This is a genomic window from Serratia sp. N21D137, assembly GCF_047530005.1.
GTDB lineage: Bacteria > Pseudomonadota > Gammaproteobacteria > Enterobacterales > Enterobacteriaceae > Chania > Chania fonticola_B.
The window spans coordinates 133334-154836 of record NZ_JBLJAJ010000005.1; the positions used below are offsets into that span (position 1 = coordinate 133334).

Consider the following 21503-nt stretch of genomic DNA (forward strand, 5'->3'; position numbering starts at 1 on the left):
CCTGTTAATCCTGCAGTTTGGCGATCTCTTCGCCGAATTCGCGAATGTCTTCAAAACTGCGATATACCGAAGCGAAGCGGATATACGCGACCTTATCCAGCTTCTTCAACGCATCCATCACCAGGTTGCCGACCATTTTGGTGGGCACTTCACGCTCGCCGGTAGCACGCAGCTGGGATTTGATGTGGTTGATGGCGTTTTCGACGTCGTCGGAGCTGACCGGGCGCTTTTCCAGCGCTTTCAGCATGCCACGGCGCAGTTTATCTTCGTTGAACGGTTCGCGAACCTCATCACTTTTGATCACTCGTGGCATTACCAGTTCGGCCACTTCAAAAGTGGTAAAACGTTCATTACACACCAGACATTGGCGACGACGGCGCACCTGCGATCCATCACCCACCAGGCGGGAATCAATCACTTTGGTATCAACGGCAGCGCAGAAAGGGCAATGCATAACTCGTCCTGATAAGCGTTTACATAGTTGAGCACAGTTTACCCCGAACTAACGCCACAACAAAGACCGCCGGGCATTTGTTGCGAATTGCGTCCATCATTGAGTAATAAAGCAACCCTAAAAGGCACTGGACATGACTTTGGCCAGCGATCGGTCTAAGCTGGTAGCCAGTGTGATTGAAGAGGAAATTGCCGTTATGACAATCCGTTATCGTCAGGTTTGTCTGCTCACCGCCATGATCCTGCTGGCCGGTTGTGCACAGAACCGCGAAGTGCCGAAACTCACCAACCAGGTGGTTGAGCTGAAACAGGTGCTGGGGGAGTTGACCGAGCAGGCGACCGCCCTGGAGCGCCAAAATCGGCTTAACCAAAGCTCAACCAGCGGCGTCTACCTGCTACCAGCCGCCAATAATGCCGCCAGATTACACAGCAGCGTGGGTGAGCTTAGCCTGTCGCTCAACTATGTGAAGAGCGAGGCCAACGGCAGCCAGGCAATACTGTATGTGCGTACGCTCTCAGGCCAATATCTGCCAGGCTTTACCGCTACGTTGGAGTGGGGCCAGCTGGATGCCGCAACCGGTATGCCTCTGACCGCGCAGGCGCAGTCGCAACAAATTCAGAGCGCCAGTTCGCTGCTGCCAAAAACCGAGCAAATCTTTGAACTGCGCCTGAGTGGCGTAACGCCATCGCAACTGGGCTATATCCGTGTGCATAGCATAGAGCCCATTGCTCAACGTTGATACGACGAGTCACCCAATCCCCGTTGTTCACGGGGATTGGGCCAGCAAGATTAACCCAAACGCTGCAGCTTTGCTGGTAACCCCTGCCGCACCGCCGCCCCGCTGACCCAGTCCAGCCAGCTATTACCGACTTCGCGAGTCGGATCGGCCAGCCCCAGATCGTTGAGGTTGATTCCTGCGGCAATGCGTGGATCCGATGCCAATGCCTGCCCATCCAGCGAATGAACCCGAGCCCCCATTTCACGATGCCCATAACCGTGTTCAATGGCAATCACGCCCGGCATGACCCCGTCGAGCAAGCTGATTTGCGCTTCCACGCTGCCGCCCGGCGTCTGCAACCTGACCCGGTCGCCATGTTGTAACCCATAGCGCTCGGCATCTAGCGGGTTGAGCGCGACCAGATTAACCGCCTTCAAGGCCCGCAAACGCTCGATAGGAGCAGTTGAGCTGCTCATCAGGTGCGACTTGAACGACATCAGCCGGAACGGCCACGCCTCGCTCGGGTAGTGCTGCGCCACGTCGGAGCCGTCGGCAAAACGTGGTGGATAATAGGTTGGGCAGCCGCTATAGCGCTCCCCGGTCATGGCATGGCGATGGCGTGCCACCTCTTCATTCCAGATATTCAGCCCCTGCTTCCACTGCGGACCGGTCGCCTCCCCTTGCCAAGCCTGCTCATGGGGCGCGAAACGGCCACCACGCGCCAGCACATAGCCCACCCGCAGCCGCTCGTCCGGTTTCAACACCTGATTCAGCGCCGGTTGCAGACGATCAACGCCGGTCAGGCGCAGCTCGCTCTCCGTCGCCTCAGGCACTGGCTCACCGGCAAACGCCACGTTGGCCGCTGCACGCAGGTAGTAATCTTCGGCACAATGCAGCCCGCAAGGGTTACCTTGCGCATCCTGCAACGCCCCGTCGCCGAATCCCGGCAGCCCCATGGCCTTCGAGAGCGCAATAACAAAGCTCTCCAGCGCGATCGGCTGCCCATCCGCCGTCTTGGCTGTTCGCGCAGGCACCACTGGCCAACGGGCGGTACTGGCCTTGACCATTACGCCAGACCAAGGGGAGGTAAATCCCCAGCTTTCAAAGTTATGCGTATCCGGCACGATATAGTCCGCCAACGCGCTGGTTTCGTTAATAAAGGCGTCGACGGAAATGAACAGCGGCAGATGCTGCGGATCCTTCAGCCTGCTCTCCACCACGTCGCGCAACCCAGCTACACCATAGAGCGGGTTGCCCATGTGATTGATCCAGGCTTTCAGCGGATAAGGGTATCCCATCAGCGCCGGAGCTAGCTGCTCGGTAAACTGACCAGCCACAAAGGGATACCACGGCCCCCGCGCCGGATAAGGATTGACACCTTGTTCCACCTTGCGGCGATATTCATCTGACTTTTCGTACGCCTGCTTACTGCGCGACAACACCAATCCTTTCGGCTTCACCATCTCAGGGAAAGTGGCGAGATTGTAGCGTGGCCCTTCGGCAAACTCCTTGAACTTGCCGCCGCCTACTGAAACGCCCCCCTTGAGATTAAGGTTACCGATCAGCGCATTGAGCATCATCACCGCCCAGCTGCTATAGAAACCGTTGCCGCTCATCATACCGCCATGGGAGATCACTGCCGCCTGCCGCTGATAGGACGTAAACTCCTTGGCCAACGCCGCAATGGTTTCAGCGCTAACGCCACACTGGGCGCTGTATTCAGCCAGCGTAAAGCGTTGCGCCGCCAATTGCAGACAACGGAAGCTGGAGCGCACCCGTACCGATGAGCCATCGGCCAGTTGAACCTGCTGCTCAACCAGCAGTTGTCCACGCATGGCCTCGGTGGCGGGTATTGGTTCGTTTCGCTGTGCGTCCCACACCAAGGCAGGGCTTTCCTCATCACCGCCAGCCCCACCTACCAGATGTGACTTACGCAGGAACTGGCCGCACAGGGGATGCTCCTCATCGATCACCACCAGATGCGTGGCATTCGACCAGCTTTTTTCACCAGCCGCCTGCATGGCCGCCTCTGCGGGTAACGCCAGATAATCGGCGTTATAACGCTCCTGGTCGATAATCCAACGGATCATGCCCATCGCTAGCGCTGAGTCCGTCCCCGGCAATACCGGCACCCAGCGGTTATGATCGTTGGCCAGCGTGGTGGTTAACGGCAGCGCCGGGGCTACCACCACGTAGCGGAACTCATCGCGCAGGCGGGCATTGGCTAACTGACGCCCCTGCCGTTTGAACGGGTTACCGGACTGTGCGGGTGACGTCCCCAGAAACAGTGCAAAGCGCAGATGATCCCAGTCGGGTTTCACATGGGCGTTTTTGTCCAGATCGCCCATCAGCGCTCCGGAACCTGCCCGGTAGGCTAGACCACAGTAAGCGCCATGATGGCCGAAGTTACGCGTGCCAAAGGCGTTTTGTGCAAAGCGTTTGATAAAGGTATCCCGCCCCTCATCACCTGCGTTGGTGACCAGCAGTTGGTTAGCCTTCGGCCCAAGCGTTGGCTGTGCCCGATCGAGCGGCGTTTGCAGATCGCGGATGGCCCGTAATCCCTCCACTGGCCCTTCACCAAACAGATCGCCGCCTTCAACCACTTCCTTGATCAGTTGTTCAAAACTGATGCGCTGCCACTGCCCGCCACCGCGCGGCCCTACCCGTTTCATCGGTTCCAGCACCCGGTAGGGGCTGGTCAGCCCTTCCAGCAGAGTAGCTCCGCGAGCACAAGCGGTTGAGCGCTGTTCCAGACCAGCATCACCGCCTAGCCGATTGAGCGCATCACTCACGGGCAAACGATAAGGAAAATGATGATCGTGCGACAGCGGATGATAAGGGTTACCCGCTACGCGCAGTATCTGATTGCTGTCACGATCGACCCGCACCCGTAGGCCGCACAGCGTCCAGCAGCCAAAACATTGCGTCATGGAAACGGCCTGCTGCGGATTGGCCTGCCAGCCTTCGGGATGCTGGCGGCCTTCTGGCGGTAACGCATTGGCACTGATCCGGTCCAGCGTCAGTTTTCCACTGCTGCCGTCACGCAGGCCGGTAAACACCTTTTGCACCATTTCGCTGTAGCTGGCACCAAACACGGCCAGCCCACCCAAAGCGAGCCCGCCTTTCAACCACTGACGACGCGTTGACTTAGCCATAGCGTTTTTTCTCCATCAACCCATGCTGTAATTCACGAACCCCGATGATCAATGCCAGCCACAGCCCGAAGGTACCGAGGATGGCCAATAACCCCTCGCTGCCGAGCGGTAACACATAGGGGTTGAGCAATATATTGAACTTGGGCAGCGTCTGGGTTTGCATCAGCAGCATCCAGCGCACGCCCCAACAGAGCAACAACGCTGCCACGCATTGTGCTAACAGACCTGCCGTCCCTAGCGCCCGATGACGCGATCGCCAAGCCGAAACCAGCAATAGCAGGATCAAGACGGCAAATGTGCTGCCAACCCATGACCAAGCGCTCCCCTGGGTGGGTAACTGACGCAACGCAGCGGCGGAGTCACTACCGTCCAACCACCAGCCCAGGCTGGAGAGACAAAGCAACAATAGGGAAAACCCTTGATAGCGCGCCAATCGAGGCTGCCACTGAGGTTCGTGACGTAACCAATAGGCCAGCATTGGCGGAACGGCCTGCATAGCGGTGAGCAGCAATAACCAAGGCAACCACAGGCTGTACCACAACGGTTGTGAACGCAGCACGGACACTTCGCGGCCGGTATAGAGCAAGATACTGACGGCTGAAAGCAACGTGGCCAAGGCTATCCAGCGCAACCATTTCTCTTCTTGCCAAGCGGGCCAGATCTGTAACCAGCGCGCCCAAAATGGCAGGGCTTTTGCCCTCAGTTGGCAACGCAGCAGCAAAATGAAATAGGCCATTACCAGCAAGGTAAACAGCGGCAAAAACACCGAGCCAAGAGACATCCACGACCAAGGTGCAAAATGGGCATAGAAGTGCCAGATTCGAGCGGGCTGATGTAAATCCGCACTCAGAGCCAACGGAGCGACGGTGCCGCTCACCACCGCCAACGAAACGGCGGTCAACTCCAGCCGAGATACCTCAGACGCTGAACGCCAGCGTAGCCAGGCCGCAATGGCAATGCTGCTACATGCCAGGCCGATGAAAAAGAAATACTGTACTGCCCAGGGCAACCAGGCGATCTCCTGCGGGCGAGCCATCACTTCGCGGATCATGAGTGTACCTCCTGCCACAGCGCCGGTTGTCCCCGGACATGGCTGACAAAAGCCTCATCCAGCCCCAGATAAAACACCTGTGGGTGCGTCCCCTGCTCGGGTTTCAGCACCTTTAGCTCCCCTCGATGCTGTTCCAGCGTGCGCCTTAAAGTGCCTTGTTCATCGTTGAGATCGCCAATCATGCGCGCACCGCCGACGCAGGATTCCACGCAGGCAGGCAACAGTCCGGCATCCAGGCGGTGGACGCAGAAGGTGCATTTATCCGCGGTTTGGGTTTCATGGTTGATAAAGCGCGCCTCATAGGGGCAGGCTTGCACACAGTAGGCGCAGCCGACACAGCGCGTGTTATCAATCACCACAATGCCGTCCTCACGCTGGAAGGTCGCCTGTACCGGGCAGACCGGCACGCATGGCGGGTTATCACAATGATTGCACAGGCGCGGTAGCAGCACGTTGGTGGGGATACGCTGGCTATCCGTGACGACCTGATACTGCAGCACACTGGTGCGAAACTGCCCCTGCGGCAGCTGATTTTCTATCGCGCAGCTAACCGTGCAGGCCTGGCAGCCAATACAGCGGCGCAGATCGATCAACATTGCCATACGCTTTTTGCCGTCGCCTTCACGCCGCTCGGGTTGCAGCTGCCAGCCGGAGTGCGCCAGCGGTACCAATGCGGCTCCTGCGGTCAGGACACCGAGGCGTTGTAAAAATTGCCGTTTTCCACTATCCATTGATTTCTCCCAAAAAGTATCAACCGGGGAGCTGATACAAAGGAGTGTAAAAGTGGCGTACGACCGCCCATATTGTGGTTTACCACATTCCCTACTGCGGCTTGATCCAGGACAATTCCTGCTGGCGATCGAGATCATAAAAATGGAGATGATGTGAAAAAGGCAGTACTGATGATCTTGCTATGCGGCTGGTTGAGCCCGGTCTGGGCGGGGCAATGGACCATCGCCGTGCTGGCATTACGCGGCGATACACATGCGCTGGCCCAATGGCAGCCGTTAATTAACCATCTCAACCGTCAGTTCCCAGACGAAAGCTTTCAACTGTTGCCGCTGAACCTGGCCGATATGGGGGAAGCCGTCAGCAACGGCCAGGTCGATTTTCTGCTCACCAACCCGGCGCAGTATATTCAGTTGGACAATAGTTATCCGTTACGCTGGTTGGTGTCCTTACGCTCCGGGAAAAATCAGCAGAACGCTTCAAACAACGTAATAGGCAGCGTGATATTGGTACGCCGCGATAGCCCAGTAATCAACGCCGATCAGCTCACCGGAAAAAAAGTGGGCGCGGTCTCCCCTGACGCCTTTGGCGGCTATCTTCTGGGCTATAAGGAACTGTTGGCCGCCGGCGTACATCCGGAAAAAGATCTGCAACTGCACTTCAGCGGTTATCCGGTGGACGCCCTGCTTTATCTGCTGCGCGATCGGGCACTGGACGCGGCCATCGTGCCGGTTTGTCTGCTGGAAGAGATGGAGAAAGAGGGATTACTCAAAGCCAATGATTATCGTGCCCTGCTGGCCAAACCCAGCGCACAGCCCTGCCTGACCAGTAGCGTGCTTTATCCCAACTGGTCGTTTGCCGCCTTGAACCACGTACCCGATCCCCTGGTCGACGAGCTGACCCGCCAACTGTTGCAAATGGATACCCCAGGTCTCCCTGCCTGGGGCGCTCCCGCCTCATCTCGCCAGGTAGATCAATTGCTGCGCGATCTGGATCGCCATCCGGCACAGCGTTCACTCTGGCAAGAGATACACAGTTGGGCATTGCAACATCTGCTCCTGCTTGGCGCGCTCGCCGGGGGCATGCTACTGCTTGGCACTAACCACCTGTGGATCGGCCACTTGGTACGCCAGCGTGGGCGCGAGCTAGAACAAATGCATCTGACGCTGCGGGCCAGAGAAGCGGCGCTAGCCCGGGCGCAACGTCTCAGCACTCTGGGTGAGATGGCCTCCGGCTTTGCTCACGAACTTAACCAGCCTCTGGCGGCAATACGTCACTATGCCGAAGGCTGCCGTATTCGCCTTGAACGCAGCGATCCGCAGCACGAGCTGTTGCCGATCCTCGAACAGATTGGCCAACAGGCGCAGCGCGGGGCAGAAATCATCGTCAATCTGCGCCAATGGGTCAGCAAAACGCCACACCATGAGAGCGCACAATGGCTAACGCTGCGCCCCCTGGTGGAAAACGTCATCAAGCTGATGCGAATCGAACAGCATTACCCTCAGTGCCAGTTGGCCATCATCATCGCCCCGAAAAGCCAGTTGTATAGCCAAGCCACGCTGTTGGAGCAGGTGCTCACCAACTTGTTAAGTAACAGCCTGCAGGCCGGTTCACAGCAGATCACCCTGAGGCTGGAAACCGATGGCGATCGCCAGGCGCTGATACTGGAAGACGATGGCGGCGGCCTCAGCGCCGAACAGTTAGCACAGCCGTTCGTGCCTTTTCGCAGCACTAAATCTGAAGGTCTTGGCCTGGGGCTGGTGATCTGCCAGCGGCTGCTAAGGAGCCAGCAGGGGGAGCTGACGCTGGAAAATTATTCGATATCGCCACAACGGCAGGGGCTACGCGTTACCCTGCTCTTCCCTGGGATCAAAAAGGAAACACGCCATGGCGCTGATACATCTGGTCGATGACGATCTGGCAGTCACCGACGCCAGCCGCTTTTTACTCGAAGGGTTGGATTACCGGGTGAAGATCTGGAACGACAGCCAAAGCTTTATCGACCAAGTCGACCCTTACCAATGCGGCGTCGTGATGCTGGATATTCGCATGCCGGGGATCGATGGGCAGCAAATCCATCAGCGGCTACGCGAGCGGGAAAGTACGCTGGCAGTAGTGATCGTTACCGGCCATGGCGATATCGCCATGGCGGTAGCAGAGATGAAATTGGGGGCGTTGGATTTCCTGCAAAAGCCGATTGCCACCGCACCGCTGATCGCCGCGTTGGAACGGGGGATCGCCCATTCTCAACGCCAAGTGGAGCGCTACCAGTTGCAGCAGCGTTACAGTACGCTAACCTCACGTGAGCGTGATATCGCTAGCGGCGTTGCCGCCGGAATGACCAACAAGGCCATCGCCGATCGTTACTTCGTTGCCGTACGCACCGTCGAGGTACACCGCTCTAAAGTGATGGAGAAGATGCAGGCCACCAGCCTGGCGGAATTGGTGAGCTCGCTGAACCTGCTGGCTGCACAGGAGCAAAAAAAATGCCGGTCAGCGTAAACTGACCGGCATCGGGTTCAGACGGTGCGTGGCTTACTCAGCCACATACCGGGCAATCACGGCAGGATCGAAGGCTGATCGGCGCCCTCTTTCTCCACTTTCTGCTGCAGCATGTGTTCGCGTTTCATACCCAGTTTCAACGCCAACGCAGAGGCGACGTAGATAGAGGATATGGTACCGATAGACACACCGATCAGCATGGTCAGGGAGAAGCCCTGCAGCATCGCGCCGCCGAAGATGTACAGCATCAGAACCACCATCAGCGTAGTGGCGGAGGTCATGATGGTACGGCTCAGCGTCTGCGTCAGCGAGACGTTCATGATTTCGTAAGGCGTACCGCGACGGATCTTGCGGAAGTTCTCACGAATACGGTCAGATACCACGATACTGTCGTTCAGCGAGTAACCGATCACCGACATCAAGGATGCCACGATGGTCAGGTCAATCTCGATATGGAACAGCGACAGCACGCCCATGGTGATGACCACGTCGTGCGCCAGGGCGATAACGGCCCCCGCGGCCAAACGCCATTCAAAACGGAAGCCCACGTAAATCAGGATACAGATCAACGCCACCAGCAGCGCCATGCCGCCGGTTTGTGCCAGTTCTGCCCCTACGCTCGGGCCAACGAATTCAATACGCTTGACGGACGCATTCTTATCGACCGATTCGTTGATCACGCCAATAACTTTGTTACCCAGTTCCTGGCCTGCAGTACCGACCGCCGGTGGCATACGCACCATTACGTCACGGCTGCTGCCAAAGTTCTGGATAATCGGGTCCTGGAACCCGGCTTTTTCCAACGTATCGCGCATCAGGTCCAGATTCGCGGGTTGTTCCAGAGTAATTTCAATCACCGTACCACCGGTGAAATCCAGACCCCAGTTAAACCCACGCACGGACATGGTGGCGATCGACGCTACCAACAGCACCAAAGAGATGCCGAAGGCCACGTAATCCCAGCGCATAAAGTCATAGACTTTACGGCCGTAGTTGAGTTGTTCAACAGTATAATCCTGTGCCACAACGCACTCCTCAGATAGACAGCTTGTTAATGCGCTTGCCGCCGTAAAGCAGGTTGACGATGGCACGGGTACCGACAATCGCGGTGAACATGGACGTCGCCACACCGATTGCGGTGGTAATTGCAAAGCCCTTGATCGAACCGGTACCGACTGCGTACAGAATGATCGCGGTGATCAACGTCGTAACGTTGGCATCAACGATACTGGAGAACGCGCCTTTATAGCCCTCATGGATCGCCTGCTGAATGGATCGCCCATTCTTCAGCTCTTCCTTGATACGTTCGTTTATCAGTACGTTGGCGTCAACCGCCACCGCGAGCGTCAGCACGATCCCGGCAATCCCCGGCATGGTTAGCGTCGCCCCTGGTAACAGAGACATCACGCCAACGATCAGCACCAGGTTAGCCATCAACGCGGTAGAGGCGATCAGGCCAAACTTGCGGTACCAGACCACCATAAAGACGATCGAAGCCACCAGGCCCCACAGGCAAGCTTCCAGGCCCTGGGTGATGTTCTGTTGCCCCAAGGTTGGACCTATGGTCCGCTCTTCCACGATCTGGATAGGCGCAATCAACGCACCGGCACGCAGCAGCAGCGACAGCTGACGTGCTTCGTTCGGGTTGCTGATACCGGTGATACGGAAGCTGTTACCCAGACGTGACTGAATGTTCGCCACGTTGATCACTTCCTCCTGCTTCACCAGCACGGAACGGCCGTTGGCATCTTTCTTGCCGCTGTCTTTATACTCCACGAACAGCGTCGCCATTGGCTTGCCAATGCTGTCTTTGGTGAAGTTGGACATGGCAGTACCACCAGCGCTGTCCAGTGAGATATTTACCTGCGGCTGGTTGTACTCATCGGTGCTGGAGGTGGAGTCTGTAATGTGGTCACCGGTCAGGATGACGCGCTTGTACAGCACAACCGGTTGGCCTTCACGGGTGTATTTCACCTCGGAGTCACCCGGCACACGGCCATTGGCCGCAGCGGTCGCATCCGCGTTGGTGTTCACCAGACGGAATTCCAGCGTAGCGGTCGCACCCAAAATTTCTTTGGCGCGCGCGGTATCCTGGATACCCGGCAACTCAACGACGATGCGATCGGCACCCTGGCGCTGTACCAACGGTTCGGCAACGCCGAGCTGGTTAACACGATTACGCAGGATGGTAATGTTCTGCTGCACCGCATACTCACGCGCTTCGCTCAGGCGAGCGTCGGTCATCGTTGCTTTCAGGGTGTTGGTGCCGTTGGCAGAAAGCACCAGATCGCGCTGACGTGGCGTCATGTAGCTGATGGCTTGATCGCGAGCGGCATTGTCACGGAAGCGGACTTCCACGCCGTTGTTGTCCAACTTGCGTATCGCAGCGTAAGGAATGCCCTTTTCACGCAGTTCGCTGCGCAGGGTATCCATGGTTTGTTCTTGCAACTTGCTCAGCGCGGTGTCCATGTCGACTTCCATCAGGAAGTGCACGCCACCACGTAAATCCAGACCCAGCTTCATCGGCTCGGCGTTGAGCATCGCCAGCCAGGCAGGCGTTGCCGGGGCAAGGTTCAATGCGACGACATATTTGTCACCCAGCTCCGCCATCAAGGCTTCACGGGCGCGCAGCTGAACGTCAGGATCTTTAAAGCGAGCCAGGATGGCGCCGTTTTCCAGCGCAATCGACTTGCTCGCAATATTGTCTTTTTCTAATACAGAACGGACTTGGTCCAGCGTAGTTTCACTGGCGGCGACTCCGCGCGCGCCAGTGATCTGTACGGCCGGATCCTCTCCGTAAATGTTGGGAAGCGCATATAGCAGTCCGACGAGGATCACCACGATCAACATCAGATACTTCCACAGAGGATAACGGTTTAGCACGGCAGTTCCCTTAGGGAAAACAAAATTACAGGGCCTTCATAGTACCTTTCGGCAGAACGGCCGCCACGAAGTCACGCTTGATCATCACTTCCGTGGTGTCATTCAGCGCGATGGCAATGATACCGGTATCTGCCACTTTAGTGACACGGCCAATCAGGCCACCGGTGGTCAACACTTCATCACCCTTGCCGATGGAGTCCATCAGTTTTTTGTGCTCTTTAGCACGTTTCTGCTGTGGGCGCAGGATCATGAAATAGAAAATCAGGCCAAACACCACCAGCATAATGATCAAAGAGTACGGGCTACCCTGAGATGGAGCCCCTGCTGCTGCCACTGCATCGGAAATGAAAAAGCTCATTAAAATTCCCTCATTAAATTTTCAATTATTAATTCAAGCGTTTAAAGGTGGTATCGGTTTACCGATCCGACCATAAAAATCCGCCACAAACAGCTCTAATTTACCCTCTTCAATGGCCTGGCGTAAACCCGCCATCAAACGTTGGTAATAGCGCAAGTTATGGATGGTGTTCAATCGGGCACCGAGAATTTCGTTGCAGCGATCGAGATGATGCAAATAGGCACGACTATAATGGCGACAAGTATAGCAGTCACACTCACTGTCCAGCGTGGAGGTATCATCCTTGTGCTTGGCATTACGGATTTTTACCACACCGTCCGTCACGAACAAATGGCCGTTACGGGCATTACGCGTTGGCATCACGCAGTCGAACATGTCGATGCCGCGACGCACGCCTTCAACCAGATCTTCCGGCTTGCCAACCCCCATCAGATAGCGTGGCTTATCTTCTGGAATTTGTGGGCAAACGTGTTCAAGAATGCGATGCATATCCTCTTTTGGCTCACCTACCGCCAAACCGCCCACAGCGTAACCATCAAAGCCGATCTCCACCAGCCCTTTTACCGATACATCACGTAAATCTTCGTAAACGCCGCCTTGGATAATACCGAATAACGCATTGTTGTTATTCAGTTCATCAAAACGCTGGCGGCTGCGCTGCGCCCAACGCAGAGACATTTCCATCGAACGCTTGGCATAGTCCCAATCCGCCGGGTAAGGCGTGCATTCGTCGAAAATCATCACGATGTCAGACCCCAGGTCGTACTGGATCTCCATCGATTTTTCCGGGCTGAGGAACACCTTATCGCCGTTGATTGGGTTACGGAAATAAACGCCTTCCTCTTTAATCTTGCGCATCGCCCCCAGGCTGAACACCTGGAAACCACCGGAGTCGGTCAGGATCGGCCCGTGCCACTGCATAAAGTCATGCAGATCGCCGTGCAGCTTCATGATCTCCTGCCCTGGGCGCAGCCACAGGTGGAAGGTGTTACCCAACAGGATCTGCGCACCGGTGTCTTTCACTTCTTCCGGCGTCATACCTTTGACCGTGCCATAAGTCCCCACCGGCATAAAGGCCGGGGTTTCCACTACGCCACGCTCAAAGACCAGGCGGCCGCGACGAGCACGGCCATCGGTTGTCTGTAATTCGTACTTCACAAAACCTCCAGCGTCAGAGATACAGTCTGACGTCATTAAAACAGGACCACGCAGTGTGCGTAGCCCGGGAATTTACTCCCCGACGGATTCGCTTTCCGCCAGTGGATTACGGCTGATAAACATCGCATCGCCGTAGCTGAAGAAACGGTACTGCTCGGCCACCGCCTGATGATAGGCGTTCATGGTGTTTTTATAGCCGGCAAACGCCGAGACCAGCATGATCAGGGTGGATTCTGGCAGGTGGAAGTTGGTTACCAGCGCATCGATCACCTGATAGTGATATCCCGGATAGATAAAGATGCTGGTATCGCCGAAGAAGGGCGCGATCAGCGCATCCTGGCAGGCATTGGCCGCGCTTTCCAGCGAACGCACCGACGTGGTGCCCACGGCAACCACCCTTTTGCCCCGCGCCTTACAGGCTAATACCGCATCCACTACATCCTGCGGCACTTCGGCGTATTCCGCATGCATCACATGCTCTTCAATGGTTTCTACCCGCACCGGCTGGAAGGTGCCAGCGCCAACGTGCAAGGTGACAAACGCCATCTCAATGCCCTTGGCGCGCAGCGCAGCCAACAGCGGCTCATCAAAATGCAGGCCAGCAGTCGGGGCCGCTACGGCACCTGGCTTTTCGCTGTAGACGGTCTGATACAGTTCGCGGTCGGCGTCTTCATCCGGACGATCGATATACGGCGGCAGCGGCATATGGCCCACCGCGTTGAGGATGGTGAACACGTCACGATCGTCGTTAAAGCGCAGTTCGAACAGCGTGTCATGGCGCGCGACCATGGTGGCGGCAATGCTTTCGTCATCGCCCAGCAGCAGTTCGGTACCCGGCTTGGGGGATTTAGAGGCACGCACATGGGCCAGCACCCGATGATCGTCCAACACCCGCTCGACCAGCACTTCTATCTTGCCGCCGCTGACCTTGCGGCCAAACAGGCGCGCCGGGATCACGCGGGTATTGTTGAACACCAGCAGATCGCCCGCTTCCAGGTTATCCAGCAGATCGGTGAACACGCCGTGCGTCAGGCCTCCGCTTGGCCCGTCCAGCTGCAGCAAACGGCAACCGCTGCGCTCAGGCTGTGGATAGCGGGCAATTAAAGACTCGGGGAGCTCAAAAGAAAAATCGGCGACGCGCATGGGTATTCACTTCTTCAGCTAGCTAATTGGGAAAAAACAGGCGGTACAGTCTAAAGCCGCGGGCGACAAGCAGCAAGGAATAAGGAGGAATTGCATGACTTGGGTTATAGTTGGCAGATGAATTTTCTCGCTCATCTCCATTTGGCCCAGCTTGCGGAAAGCTCGCTGCTTGGCAACCTGCTCGCCGATTTCGTGCGCGGCAACCCCGCAGGTGATTACGATCCGGCGGTCGTGGCTGGCATCATGATGCATCGGCGCGTCGATGTTCTGACCGATATTCAGCCGGAAGTCAAAGCCTGCCGTGACTTTTTCAGCCCGCAATTCCGCCGCGTAGCCCCTATTACGCTCGACGTGGTCTGGGATCACTTTCTGGCTCGCCACTGGCAACAGCTTGAGCCAACCTGCAGCTTACGTACCTTCACCCAACAAGCTCGCAGCGTGATTGTGCCGCACCTGCCGCAAACGCCGCAGCGTTTCCAGAACCTGAACAGCTATCTTTGGCCCGAACGCTGGCTGGAACGTTACGCCGAGCTGCCGTTTATCAGCGATGTATTGGCAGGCATGGCTAGCCGCCGCCCACGGCTGGCCGCATTGGCTGGCTCCTTTGCCGACGTGGAACGCCAGTATCATCAGCTTGAAACACAGTTCTGGCAGTTTTATCCTCGTATGATGGAACAGGCCAGAAACAAGTCATTGTGATCGCCGGATAAAAAACCCTATTACTCATCCATTTAACGGAATGTGGCTTTTTGTCCTTGCCCTTTTGTACGAAAAGGTTATTTTGAAAGACTGCTGAATTTATTCTCTCGGTTTGATAGGTGGAAGCTATCTCATTGATTGGTCTTTCACCCTTCCCTCACCGAGTGGTGGCCCTTATACTGGCCCCTGCTTTTACATCAACCCATTGAACTACTATTACAGGAGTAATTATGGTCCTGGTAACTCGTCAAGCCCCTGACTTCACCGCTGCAGCCGTTTTAGGCAATGGCGAAATCGTAGAAAACTTCAACCTGAAGAAGCACCTGAACGGCAAACCAGCCGTACTGTTCTTCTGGCCGATGGACTTCACCTTCGTATGTCCTTCTGAGCTGATCGCTTTCGATCACCGCTATGAAGAGTTCCAGAAGCGCGGCGTTGAAGTTGTAGGCGTTTCCTTCGACTCAGAATTCGTCCATAACGCATGGCGTAAAACCCCTGTCGACAAAGGCGGCATCGGTGAAGTGAAATACGCAATGGTTGCTGACGTTAAGCGCGAAATTCAGAAAGCTTACGGCATCGAACACCCAGAAGCGGGCGTTGCCCTGCGTGGTTCTTTCCTGATCGACAAGAACGGCGTTGTTCGTTCTCAGATCGTGAACGACCTGCCAATCGGCCGTAACATCGACGAAATGATCCGTACCGTTGACGCGCTGCAATTCCACGAAGAGCACGGCGAAGTGTGCCCAGCTCAGTGGGAAAAAGGCAAAGCAGGTATGGGCGCATCTCCAGACGGCGTAGCTAAATACCTGTCTGAGAACGCTTCCAAGCTGTAATTTCAGCCTGTAAGTGTCAGAACCGGTCAGCCCTGCTGGCCGGTTTTTTTTATGCCCAAAATCGGTGCAACCGCCCCCCTCCTGTGCAATATTCCCCTGTTTCGCTTCACATTTTTCACTCTGCCGACCGCCGCATCGCCTATTCGTAGCTACTCTTCATAGGTTGGCCTGCGCTTTGCAGCACCTGCGGGACAAATAATAAAACAGGGATCAACACAGGAGTCGTTATGTTTTTACAAAAATGGAGTCAACCGCTGACCTTGGCAGCCTTGCTGGTCAGCAGCCAACTGTATGCCGCATCAACCCCGGCGGTGGAAGCGCAAAATGGCATGGTGGTCACCTCGCAGCATCTGGCCTCTCAGGTCGGCGTCGATATTCTCAAGATGGGGGGCAACGCGGTGGATGCGGCGGTCGCGGTCGGCTATGCCCAGGCGGTGGTTAACCCCTGCTGTGGCAATATCGGCGGCGGCGGTTTCATGACCCTGCACCTGGCCGATGGCACCGATACCTTTATCAACTTCCGTGAAACCGCTCCGGCGGCGGCCAGTGCCGATATGTATCTGGATGCGCAAGGCAAGGTGAAAAAAGACGCCAGCCTGTACGGTTATCTGGCCGCTGGCGTGCCGGGAACGGTGCTGGGGATGGAGACCGCACGTAAAAAGTACGGCAAGCTGAGCCGTGAACAGGTGATGGAACCGGCTATCAGGCTGGCCCGTGAGGGCTTTATCCTGACGCGGGCCGATACCGATATTCTCGACACCACCGTCGCACGCTTCAAACAAGACCCGGAGTCGGCCAAAATCTTCCTGCGTAAAGACGGTTCTGCGCTACAACCGGGCGATCGCCTGGTGCAAACCGACTTGGCTAACACGCTGGAAGCCATTGCCAAAGAAGGCCCCTCCGCATTCTATCAGGGCAAAATCCCGCAGGCGGTTGAAGCCGCCGCCAAACAGGGGGGAGGCATCCTCACCGCCGCCGACTTCGCCAACTACCAAGTGACCGAGGCTACGCCGATAACCTGTAGCTATCGCGGTTATAAATTCGTTTCTGCGCCACCACCTAGCTCCGGCGGCGTCACGCTGTGCGAGATCCTCAATATCGTTGAGGGTTACGATCTGAAAAACATGGGCTTTAACTCGGCTGCGACGATACATACCATGACAGAGGCGATGCGCCATGCCTATATGGATCGCAATACTTATCTCGGCGACCCCGAGTTTATCAAGAATCCGATCGATCGGCTGGTGAGCAAAAGCTACGCCGATGAGATCCGTAAGAAAATCGTCGCCAATCAGGCTACGCCTTCTGCCAATGTACAACCGGGGATGGAGCCGCACGAAAAGCCGGAAACCACCCACTATTCGATTGTCGATCATGAAGGGAATGCGGTGTCGACCACCTATACCGTCAACGGCCGTTTTGGTGCCGTGGTGATCGCACCGGGTACCGGCTTCTTCCTTAACGATGAAATGGATGACTTTACCGTCAAGGTTGGCGAGAAAAACCTCTATGGTTTAGTGCAGGGCACAGCCAACGCCATCGCCCCCGGTAAGCGCCCACTATCCTCCATGAGCCCTACGCTGGTGACCAAAGACAACAAAATCTTTATGGTACTCGGCTCGCCAGGCGGTTCACGCATCATTACCATCACGCTGCAGACCGCGCTGAACGTGATCGATCATGGCATGGCGCCGCAGGAAGCGGTGGATGCGCCAAGGATCCATCATCAATGGTTGCCGGATGAGGTCTATTACGAGCAGCGCGGTGTCTCTGCCGATACGCTAAAAATCCTCAAAGAGATGGGCTACAAGATGGTTGAGCAAACCCCTTGGGGCGCTGCGGAGCTGATTCTGGTGGGATTACCGGGTGCAGCGGGGGTCAGCCCGGCCAACTCGGGTAACGACTCTGCCGTTTCTGGACGCGTACGTGAGGGCTACCTGTACGGAGCCAACGACGTACGCCGCCCGGCAGGATCTGCAGTGGGATACTGACGGATCGGGTTTACCCGCCAATTGGCGGGTAAACCTTTAGCCAACTTTAACCACGTAGCCGCCACACGCTGGCCGACTCGGTCGCTAGCTGCAACCACAGGCCACCTTCCTGTGCAATAAGTTCACCTTCCCCTTCCACAAGCTGCCATTTCCCCTCTCGCAACAGCGGGCTATAAGGCAGTTCGACTTCTCCGCTATCACTTCGCTGCAACGCCACCAGCACCTGCTCCCGCTGGTAAGTACGCACAAACACCAGCGTCTCCCCCTGCGCATACAGCACCTGGCAGCCGCCACGCCGTAACGCCTTGCTCTGCTTACGCAGTGCCGTCAGGCGGCTGAACAAGGCCAACAGCGGCCGATCCCATTGGCTTTCATCCCAAGGGAACGTCTTGCGGCAGAAGGGATCGTTGCCGCCATCCAGACCAATCTCATCACCGTAATACAGACAAGGCACGCCAATCCACGCTAGCAGCCACACCGCCGCCATCTGCATCCGGCGCGGATTGTTATCCAGCAAGGTCAAGAAACGCGCCGTGTCATGGCTATCCAACTGATTGAACTGGATCAGTTGGCGGTTATGGGGCAATCCGGCCCGGTAACCGTCCATCCAGTGCGCACAGTCTGCCGCATCCAGCAGTACCGGATGATAAGCCACGTCGACACCGGCCAGAAACGCCCTAACCGGCAAGGCGAAGCCCATATAGTTCATGGCAGCGTCTTCAACTCCGGCATGCAGCCAGCGGCGCGCGTCGCCAAAATGTTCGCCCAGCACATAGGCAGCCGGGTTCTCTTGCTTGATTGCCTGATACATTCCGGCCAGGTGATGGAGGTTTCCCGCTGCACCGCCGTTTTCCCCCAGCATATGCACCACGTCCAAGCGCCAGCCGTCGATGCTGTACGGTGGGCGTAACCAATGGCGTACCACGCTGTTGTCCGCCCGATAAATAGTATCGACCACCTGCGGTTCGGCAAAGTTGAGCTTGGGCAGATTGGTATTACCCTTCCAGCTCAGCACGTTACCGTCCGGATAGAAGTTGAACCAGCTACGATACGGGGAATCGGGATGATGGCATGCACCACCCTCTGCCTGTTGATAACGATCGAACCACGGATGGGAGTCTCCGGTATGGTTGAATACGCCGTCCAGCACCAGTTTCATTCCCACCTTGTGAGTGCTTACTCGCAAACGCAGCAAGGCGTCGTTACCGCCGAAGTAGGGATCGACCTGATAGTAATCTTCGGTATCGTACTTATGGACGCTGGGTGAGGTGAATATCGGGTTCAGATACAGGGCGGTGACGCCAAGCCGCTGCAAGTAGGGCAGCTTCTCGCTGATGCCGTCCAGATCGCCACCGTAAAAGGTCGAGGCAGCATCTTCATCTGCCAACGGGTGTTGCCAGTCACGACGTATCACGTCACTTCCGGCAGCATGATGGTGATAACTGCCATTCTGGATACCATGCTCCCCACCGCTGCTGGCAAAGCGATCGGGGAAGATCTGATAAAACACCTGATCGGCTACCCAACCTGGGCTGCTATCTGGCTCATCCACGGCAAACTGAGCCAGTTGCCCCGGCGGGGTCAGCGACCAGCCCTGCGGGCCAAACCACTGCTGACGATCGGCCCATAGCAGTTTAAAACAGTAGCGCCGTACCGGCTCCCCTTCGTGCAGCGTCAGGCTGGCCTGATAGCGCCAGAGCCCGTCTACCGCCTTCGGCTTCATGATCAACAGCCACTCTTCATTGTCTGGCTCGACGCGTAGAAAGACCTGTTCGGGCAACTCGTCACTTTGTAACCACAAAGCGATCTCCAGACGCTGCCCCTTATTCACCATGAAAGGTGGAACCGGCTGATGCCAGGCATTTAGCATGAATTTTCTCCTGATGTAGCAAACCCAATCGACGACGAATGCAATGCCACGCACCATGCCACGTTGAGCACCGTTCTCCCTCATCTTTGAGTGATAAACTCGGGGATGAGCCGAGGGGTGGAGATACTGATTTACAATGTACAAGTGGGTAAACAGACACATATCATGCCCGATAACCTTTAGGCTAACGGGTTTTAGATTTATTGGATGTTTTTTAAGTACTTTGGAGGGAGCGAGCATGCAACAACAAATAAGGCACTGGTTGGAAAGTATTGGGCTGGAATTCACCGACATGATGTCACTGGCGATGGTGCTTGGGCTGATTGCATTGATTTCCGTGGTGATCCATCTGGTGCTGCACCGCGTGGTGCTGACCGCTATCCAGCGCCGTGGCCAGCATTCACAGCATCTCTGGCAGCAGGCCATCACCCAACATAAACTCTTCCAGCGCGCCGCCCTGCTGCTGCAAGGGGTGATCATCAACGTGCAGGCGGTACTGTGGCTGCATAATGGCAGCCAGACTCAGGCAATTATCGTTACTGCGGCGCAGGTGTGGATCCTGTTATTCTCACTGCTGACATTGTTCTCACTACTCGACACGCTGTTGGCTCTGATGCGCCAAAGCCAGCTTGCCAATCAGCTCCCGCTGCGTGGCATCTTCCAGGGCGTGAAACTGGTCGCCGCGATCTTTATTGGCATCATGATCATCTCACTGCTGATGGGCCGCTCACCGCTGCTGTTACTCAGCGGTTTGGGAGCCATGACGGCCGTCTTGATGTTGGTGTTTAAAGATCCCATTCTCGGCCTGGTCGCCGGGATCCAGCTTTCCGCCAACGATATGTTGAAAATCGGCGATTGGCTGGAGATGCCTAAATACGGTGCCGATGGCGCGGTGACCGACATCGGCTTGACCACGGTCAAGGTCAGAAACTGGGACAACACCGTCACCACCATTCCCACCTACGCACTGATCTCTGATTCGTTCAAGAACTGGCGTTCAATGTCTGAATCCGGTGGCCGCCGCATCAAGCGCAGCATCAATATCGACACCACCAGCGTCCACTTCCTGACGTCAGAGGAGCAGGAACGCCTCAACCGTAACCCCCTGTTGCAACGCTATCTGAACGATAAAACCCAGGAGCTGGGTAAGTACAATCAACAGAGCGAGGTGGATCTCAGTTCGCCGCTCAACGGCCGCCGCCTGACTAATGTCGGTACTTTGCGTGCCTATTTGGTGGCTTATTTACGTTCGCACCCGGGGATCCACCAGAATATGACGCTGATGGTGCGCCAATTGGCCCCAACGCCGGAAGGGTTACCGCTGGAGATTTACGCCTTTACCAACACCACTGTGTGGGCAGAGTACGAAGGAATTCAATCGGATATCTTCGATCATCTGCTGGCGGTGATCGGCGAATTCGATCTGCGCATCCATCAGACACCAAGCAGCAACGACATGCGCAGCATGCTGGCAAACCTGCAGCCCGCGCCCAACAATTCCTAACGTAGCCTGACGAAATTATTTCTGTTGGTAATTATCTTCAACCGATTGCCAACAGATATCTCCTCTGACTTTCTTTCTGCCGCCGAATGGCTATTAATACTCACACGCCATTTTACCGTTCGGAGCAGGCATCTTGTTAACATCGTCAAAACACCGTCTGATCACCCTATTGGCCACGCTGATGTTTGCTGGCTACTTGCACAGCGCCACGCTGGATGAAAGCCAGATGAGCCGCACATTGCAACCGGCGCTCAGTGCCTTGAGCAGCAATATGATGGATATTCGTGAAGCACTGGCGCGCTGTGTCAGAGAAGGGAAGGAAGAACGGTTATGCGAAAGCAACCTGGTGATGGAGGCCAGGGCCACCGGAGGGGAAGATCCCGAGGAACACAGTTAAAAAAACACCGGTTCAAGGCCGGTGTCCGCTTGCTGACAAAGTCGCAATATAAGGGCGC

18 protein-coding genes are annotated in these 21503 nt (G+C 56.3%); 8 read left to right on the top strand and 10 right to left on the bottom strand.

The window, feature by feature from the left end; translation table 11 throughout:
• Nucleotides 1–4: 4 nt before the first annotated feature.
• Nucleotides 5–454: a transcriptional regulator NrdR gene (gene nrdR, locus ACMV5H_RS06260; RefSeq protein ID WP_021180191.1), complete on the bottom strand. Its 450-nt coding sequence runs from the start codon at nt 452–454 to the stop codon at nt 5–7.
• Nucleotides 455–650: 196 nt separating this feature from the next.
• Between nrdR and ACMV5H_RS06265 the strand changes: the two genes are divergently transcribed.
• Nucleotides 651–1193: a DUF3251 domain-containing protein gene (locus ACMV5H_RS06265; protein WP_037375327.1), complete on the top strand. Its 543-nt coding sequence runs from the start codon at nt 651–653 to the stop codon at nt 1191–1193.
• Between the two features lie 50 nt (nt 1194–1243).
• Here ACMV5H_RS06265 and ttrA read toward each other — a convergent pair whose 3' ends face one another.
• From ttrA to ttrB, 3 genes are read right to left on the bottom strand one after another with little or no spacing between them, the layout of a single operon-like run.
• Entirely contained in the window at nt 1244–4327 is a 3084-nt protein-coding gene (gene ttrA, locus ACMV5H_RS06270) for a tetrathionate reductase subunit TtrA (RefSeq protein ID WP_115158610.1), read from the bottom strand.
• On the bottom strand, nt 4320–5378 hold the full coding sequence (gene ttrC, locus ACMV5H_RS06275) for a tetrathionate reductase subunit TtrC (protein ID WP_115158609.1): 1059 nt from the start codon (nt 5376–5378) through the stop codon (nt 4320–4322). The genes ttrA and ttrC overlap by 8 nt, the downstream gene beginning before the upstream one ends.
• The gene (ttrB, locus tag ACMV5H_RS06280) at nt 5375–6109 is read right to left on the bottom strand and encodes a tetrathionate reductase subunit TtrB (RefSeq protein WP_071683025.1); all 735 of its coding nucleotides are present in this window, start codon (nt 6107–6109) and stop codon (nt 5375–5377) included. Before ttrB ends, ttrC begins: the two co-directional genes overlap by 4 nt.
• A 171-nt stretch (nt 6110–6280) precedes the next feature.
• Here ttrB and ttrS point away from each other — a divergent pair, with 171 nt between their 5' ends.
• Entirely contained in the window at nt 6281–8020 is a 1740-nt protein-coding gene (gene ttrS / locus ACMV5H_RS06285) for a tetrathionate respiration histidine kinase TtrS (protein ID WP_179256324.1), read from the top strand.
• Complete coding sequence (gene ttrR, locus ACMV5H_RS06290; protein ID WP_021180197.1) at nt 7995–8609, top strand: tetrathionate respiration response regulator TtrR; 615 nt, start codon at nt 7995–7997, stop codon at nt 8607–8609. The genes ttrS and ttrR overlap by 26 nt, the downstream gene beginning before the upstream one ends.
• 56 nt (nt 8610–8665) lie before the next feature.
• On the opposite strand, the gene secF is transcribed toward ttrR, so the two are convergent.
• From secF to queA, 5 genes are all read right to left on the bottom strand, one after another.
• The gene (secF, locus tag ACMV5H_RS06295; protein WP_024483920.1) at nt 8666–9634 is read right to left on the bottom strand and encodes a protein translocase subunit SecF; all 969 of its coding nucleotides are present in this window, start codon (nt 9632–9634) and stop codon (nt 8666–8668) included.
• A 10-nt stretch (nt 9635–9644) separates the two neighbouring features.
• Nucleotides 9645–11492 (bottom strand): protein translocase subunit SecD, encoded by a 1848-nt coding sequence (gene secD, locus ACMV5H_RS06300; RefSeq protein WP_071683027.1) that lies wholly within the window; start codon nt 11490–11492, stop codon nt 9645–9647.
• Between the two features lie 25 nt (nt 11493–11517).
• On the bottom strand, nt 11518–11850 hold the full coding sequence (gene yajC / locus ACMV5H_RS06305; RefSeq protein WP_021180200.1) for a preprotein translocase subunit YajC: 333 nt from the start codon (nt 11848–11850) through the stop codon (nt 11518–11520).
• 33 nt (nt 11851–11883) lie between these two features.
• Nucleotides 11884–13008, bottom strand: coding sequence for a tRNA guanosine(34) transglycosylase Tgt (tgt, locus tag ACMV5H_RS06310; RefSeq protein WP_021805505.1), 1125 nt, complete (start codon nt 13006–13008; stop codon nt 11884–11886).
• A gap of 72 nt (nt 13009–13080) precedes the next feature.
• Nucleotides 13081–14151, bottom strand: a complete 1071-nt coding sequence (queA, locus tag ACMV5H_RS06315; protein ID WP_021805506.1) for a tRNA preQ1(34) S-adenosylmethionine ribosyltransferase-isomerase QueA — start codon at nt 14149–14151, stop codon at nt 13081–13083.
• 117 nt (nt 14152–14268) lie between these two features.
• Between queA and ACMV5H_RS06320 the strand changes: the two genes are divergently transcribed.
• The 3 genes from ACMV5H_RS06320 (at nt 14269) to ggt (ending at nt 17674) form a co-directional block, all read left to right on the top strand.
• Nucleotides 14269–14850, top strand: coding sequence for an ACP phosphodiesterase (locus tag ACMV5H_RS06320; RefSeq protein WP_037375264.1), 582 nt, complete (start codon nt 14269–14271; stop codon nt 14848–14850).
• Between the two features lie 230 nt (nt 14851–15080).
• The gene (locus ACMV5H_RS06325; protein ID WP_037375265.1) at nt 15081–15683 is read left to right on the top strand and encodes a peroxiredoxin C; all 603 of its coding nucleotides are present in this window, start codon (nt 15081–15083) and stop codon (nt 15681–15683) included.
• A 227-nt stretch (nt 15684–15910) separates the two neighbouring features.
• Nucleotides 15911–17674, top strand: a complete 1764-nt coding sequence (gene ggt / locus ACMV5H_RS06330; protein WP_021805508.1) for a gamma-glutamyltransferase — start codon at nt 15911–15913, stop codon at nt 17672–17674.
• A gap of 46 nt (nt 17675–17720) precedes the next feature.
• Here ggt and malZ read toward each other — a convergent pair whose 3' ends face one another.
• Complete coding sequence (gene malZ, locus ACMV5H_RS06335) at nt 17721–19544, bottom strand: maltodextrin glucosidase (RefSeq protein WP_021805509.1); 1824 nt, start codon at nt 19542–19544, stop codon at nt 17721–17723.
• Between the two features lie 238 nt (nt 19545–19782).
• Between malZ and ACMV5H_RS06340 the strand changes: the two genes are divergently transcribed.
• Nucleotides 19783–21048: a mechanosensitive ion channel family protein gene (locus ACMV5H_RS06340; protein WP_021805510.1), complete on the top strand. Its 1266-nt coding sequence runs from the start codon at nt 19783–19785 to the stop codon at nt 21046–21048.
• Between the two features lie 133 nt (nt 21049–21181).
• Nucleotides 21182–21445 (top strand): hypothetical protein, encoded by a 264-nt coding sequence (locus ACMV5H_RS06345; protein WP_021805511.1) that lies wholly within the window; start codon nt 21182–21184, stop codon nt 21443–21445.
• Nucleotides 21446–21503 lie beyond the last annotated feature (58 nt).

Bases quoted from the DNA above. Each gene is read 5' to 3' on its own strand.
- nrdR (WP_021180191.1), bottom strand. From the start codon at position 454: ATGCATTGCCCTTTCTGCGCTGCCGTTGATACCAAAGTGATTGATTCC.
- ACMV5H_RS06265 (WP_037375327.1), top strand. From the start codon at position 651: ATGACAATCCGTTATCGTCAGGTTTGTCTGCTCACCGCCATGATCCTG.
- ttrA (WP_115158610.1), bottom strand. From the start codon at position 4,327: ATGGCTAAGTCAACGCGTCGTCAGTGGTTGAAAGGCGGGCTCGCTTTG.
- ttrC (WP_115158609.1), bottom strand. From the start codon at position 5,378: ATGATCCGCGAAGTGATGGCTCGCCCGCAGGAGATCGCCTGGTTGCCC.
- ttrB (WP_071683025.1), bottom strand. From the start codon at position 6,109: ATGGATAGTGGAAAACGGCAATTTTTACAACGCCTCGGTGTCCTGACC.
- ttrS (WP_179256324.1), top strand. From the start codon at position 6,281: ATGATCTTGCTATGCGGCTGGTTGAGCCCGGTCTGGGCGGGGCAATGG.
- ttrR (WP_021180197.1), top strand. From the start codon at position 7,995: ATGGCGCTGATACATCTGGTCGATGACGATCTGGCAGTCACCGACGCC.
- yajC (WP_021180200.1), bottom strand. From the start codon at position 11,850: ATGAGCTTTTTCATTTCCGATGCAGTGGCAGCAGCAGGGGCTCCATCT.
- queA (WP_021805506.1), bottom strand. From the start codon at position 14,151: ATGCGCGTCGCCGATTTTTCTTTTGAGCTCCCCGAGTCTTTAATTGCC.
- ACMV5H_RS06320 (WP_037375264.1), top strand. From the start codon at position 14,269: ATGAATTTTCTCGCTCATCTCCATTTGGCCCAGCTTGCGGAAAGCTCG.
- ACMV5H_RS06325 (WP_037375265.1), top strand. From the start codon at position 15,081: ATGGTCCTGGTAACTCGTCAAGCCCCTGACTTCACCGCTGCAGCCGTT.
- ggt (WP_021805508.1), top strand. From the start codon at position 15,911: ATGTTTTTACAAAAATGGAGTCAACCGCTGACCTTGGCAGCCTTGCTG.
- malZ (WP_021805509.1), bottom strand. From the start codon at position 19,544: ATGCTAAATGCCTGGCATCAGCCGGTTCCACCTTTCATGGTGAATAAG.
- ACMV5H_RS06340 (WP_021805510.1), top strand. From the start codon at position 19,783: ATGCAACAACAAATAAGGCACTGGTTGGAAAGTATTGGGCTGGAATTC.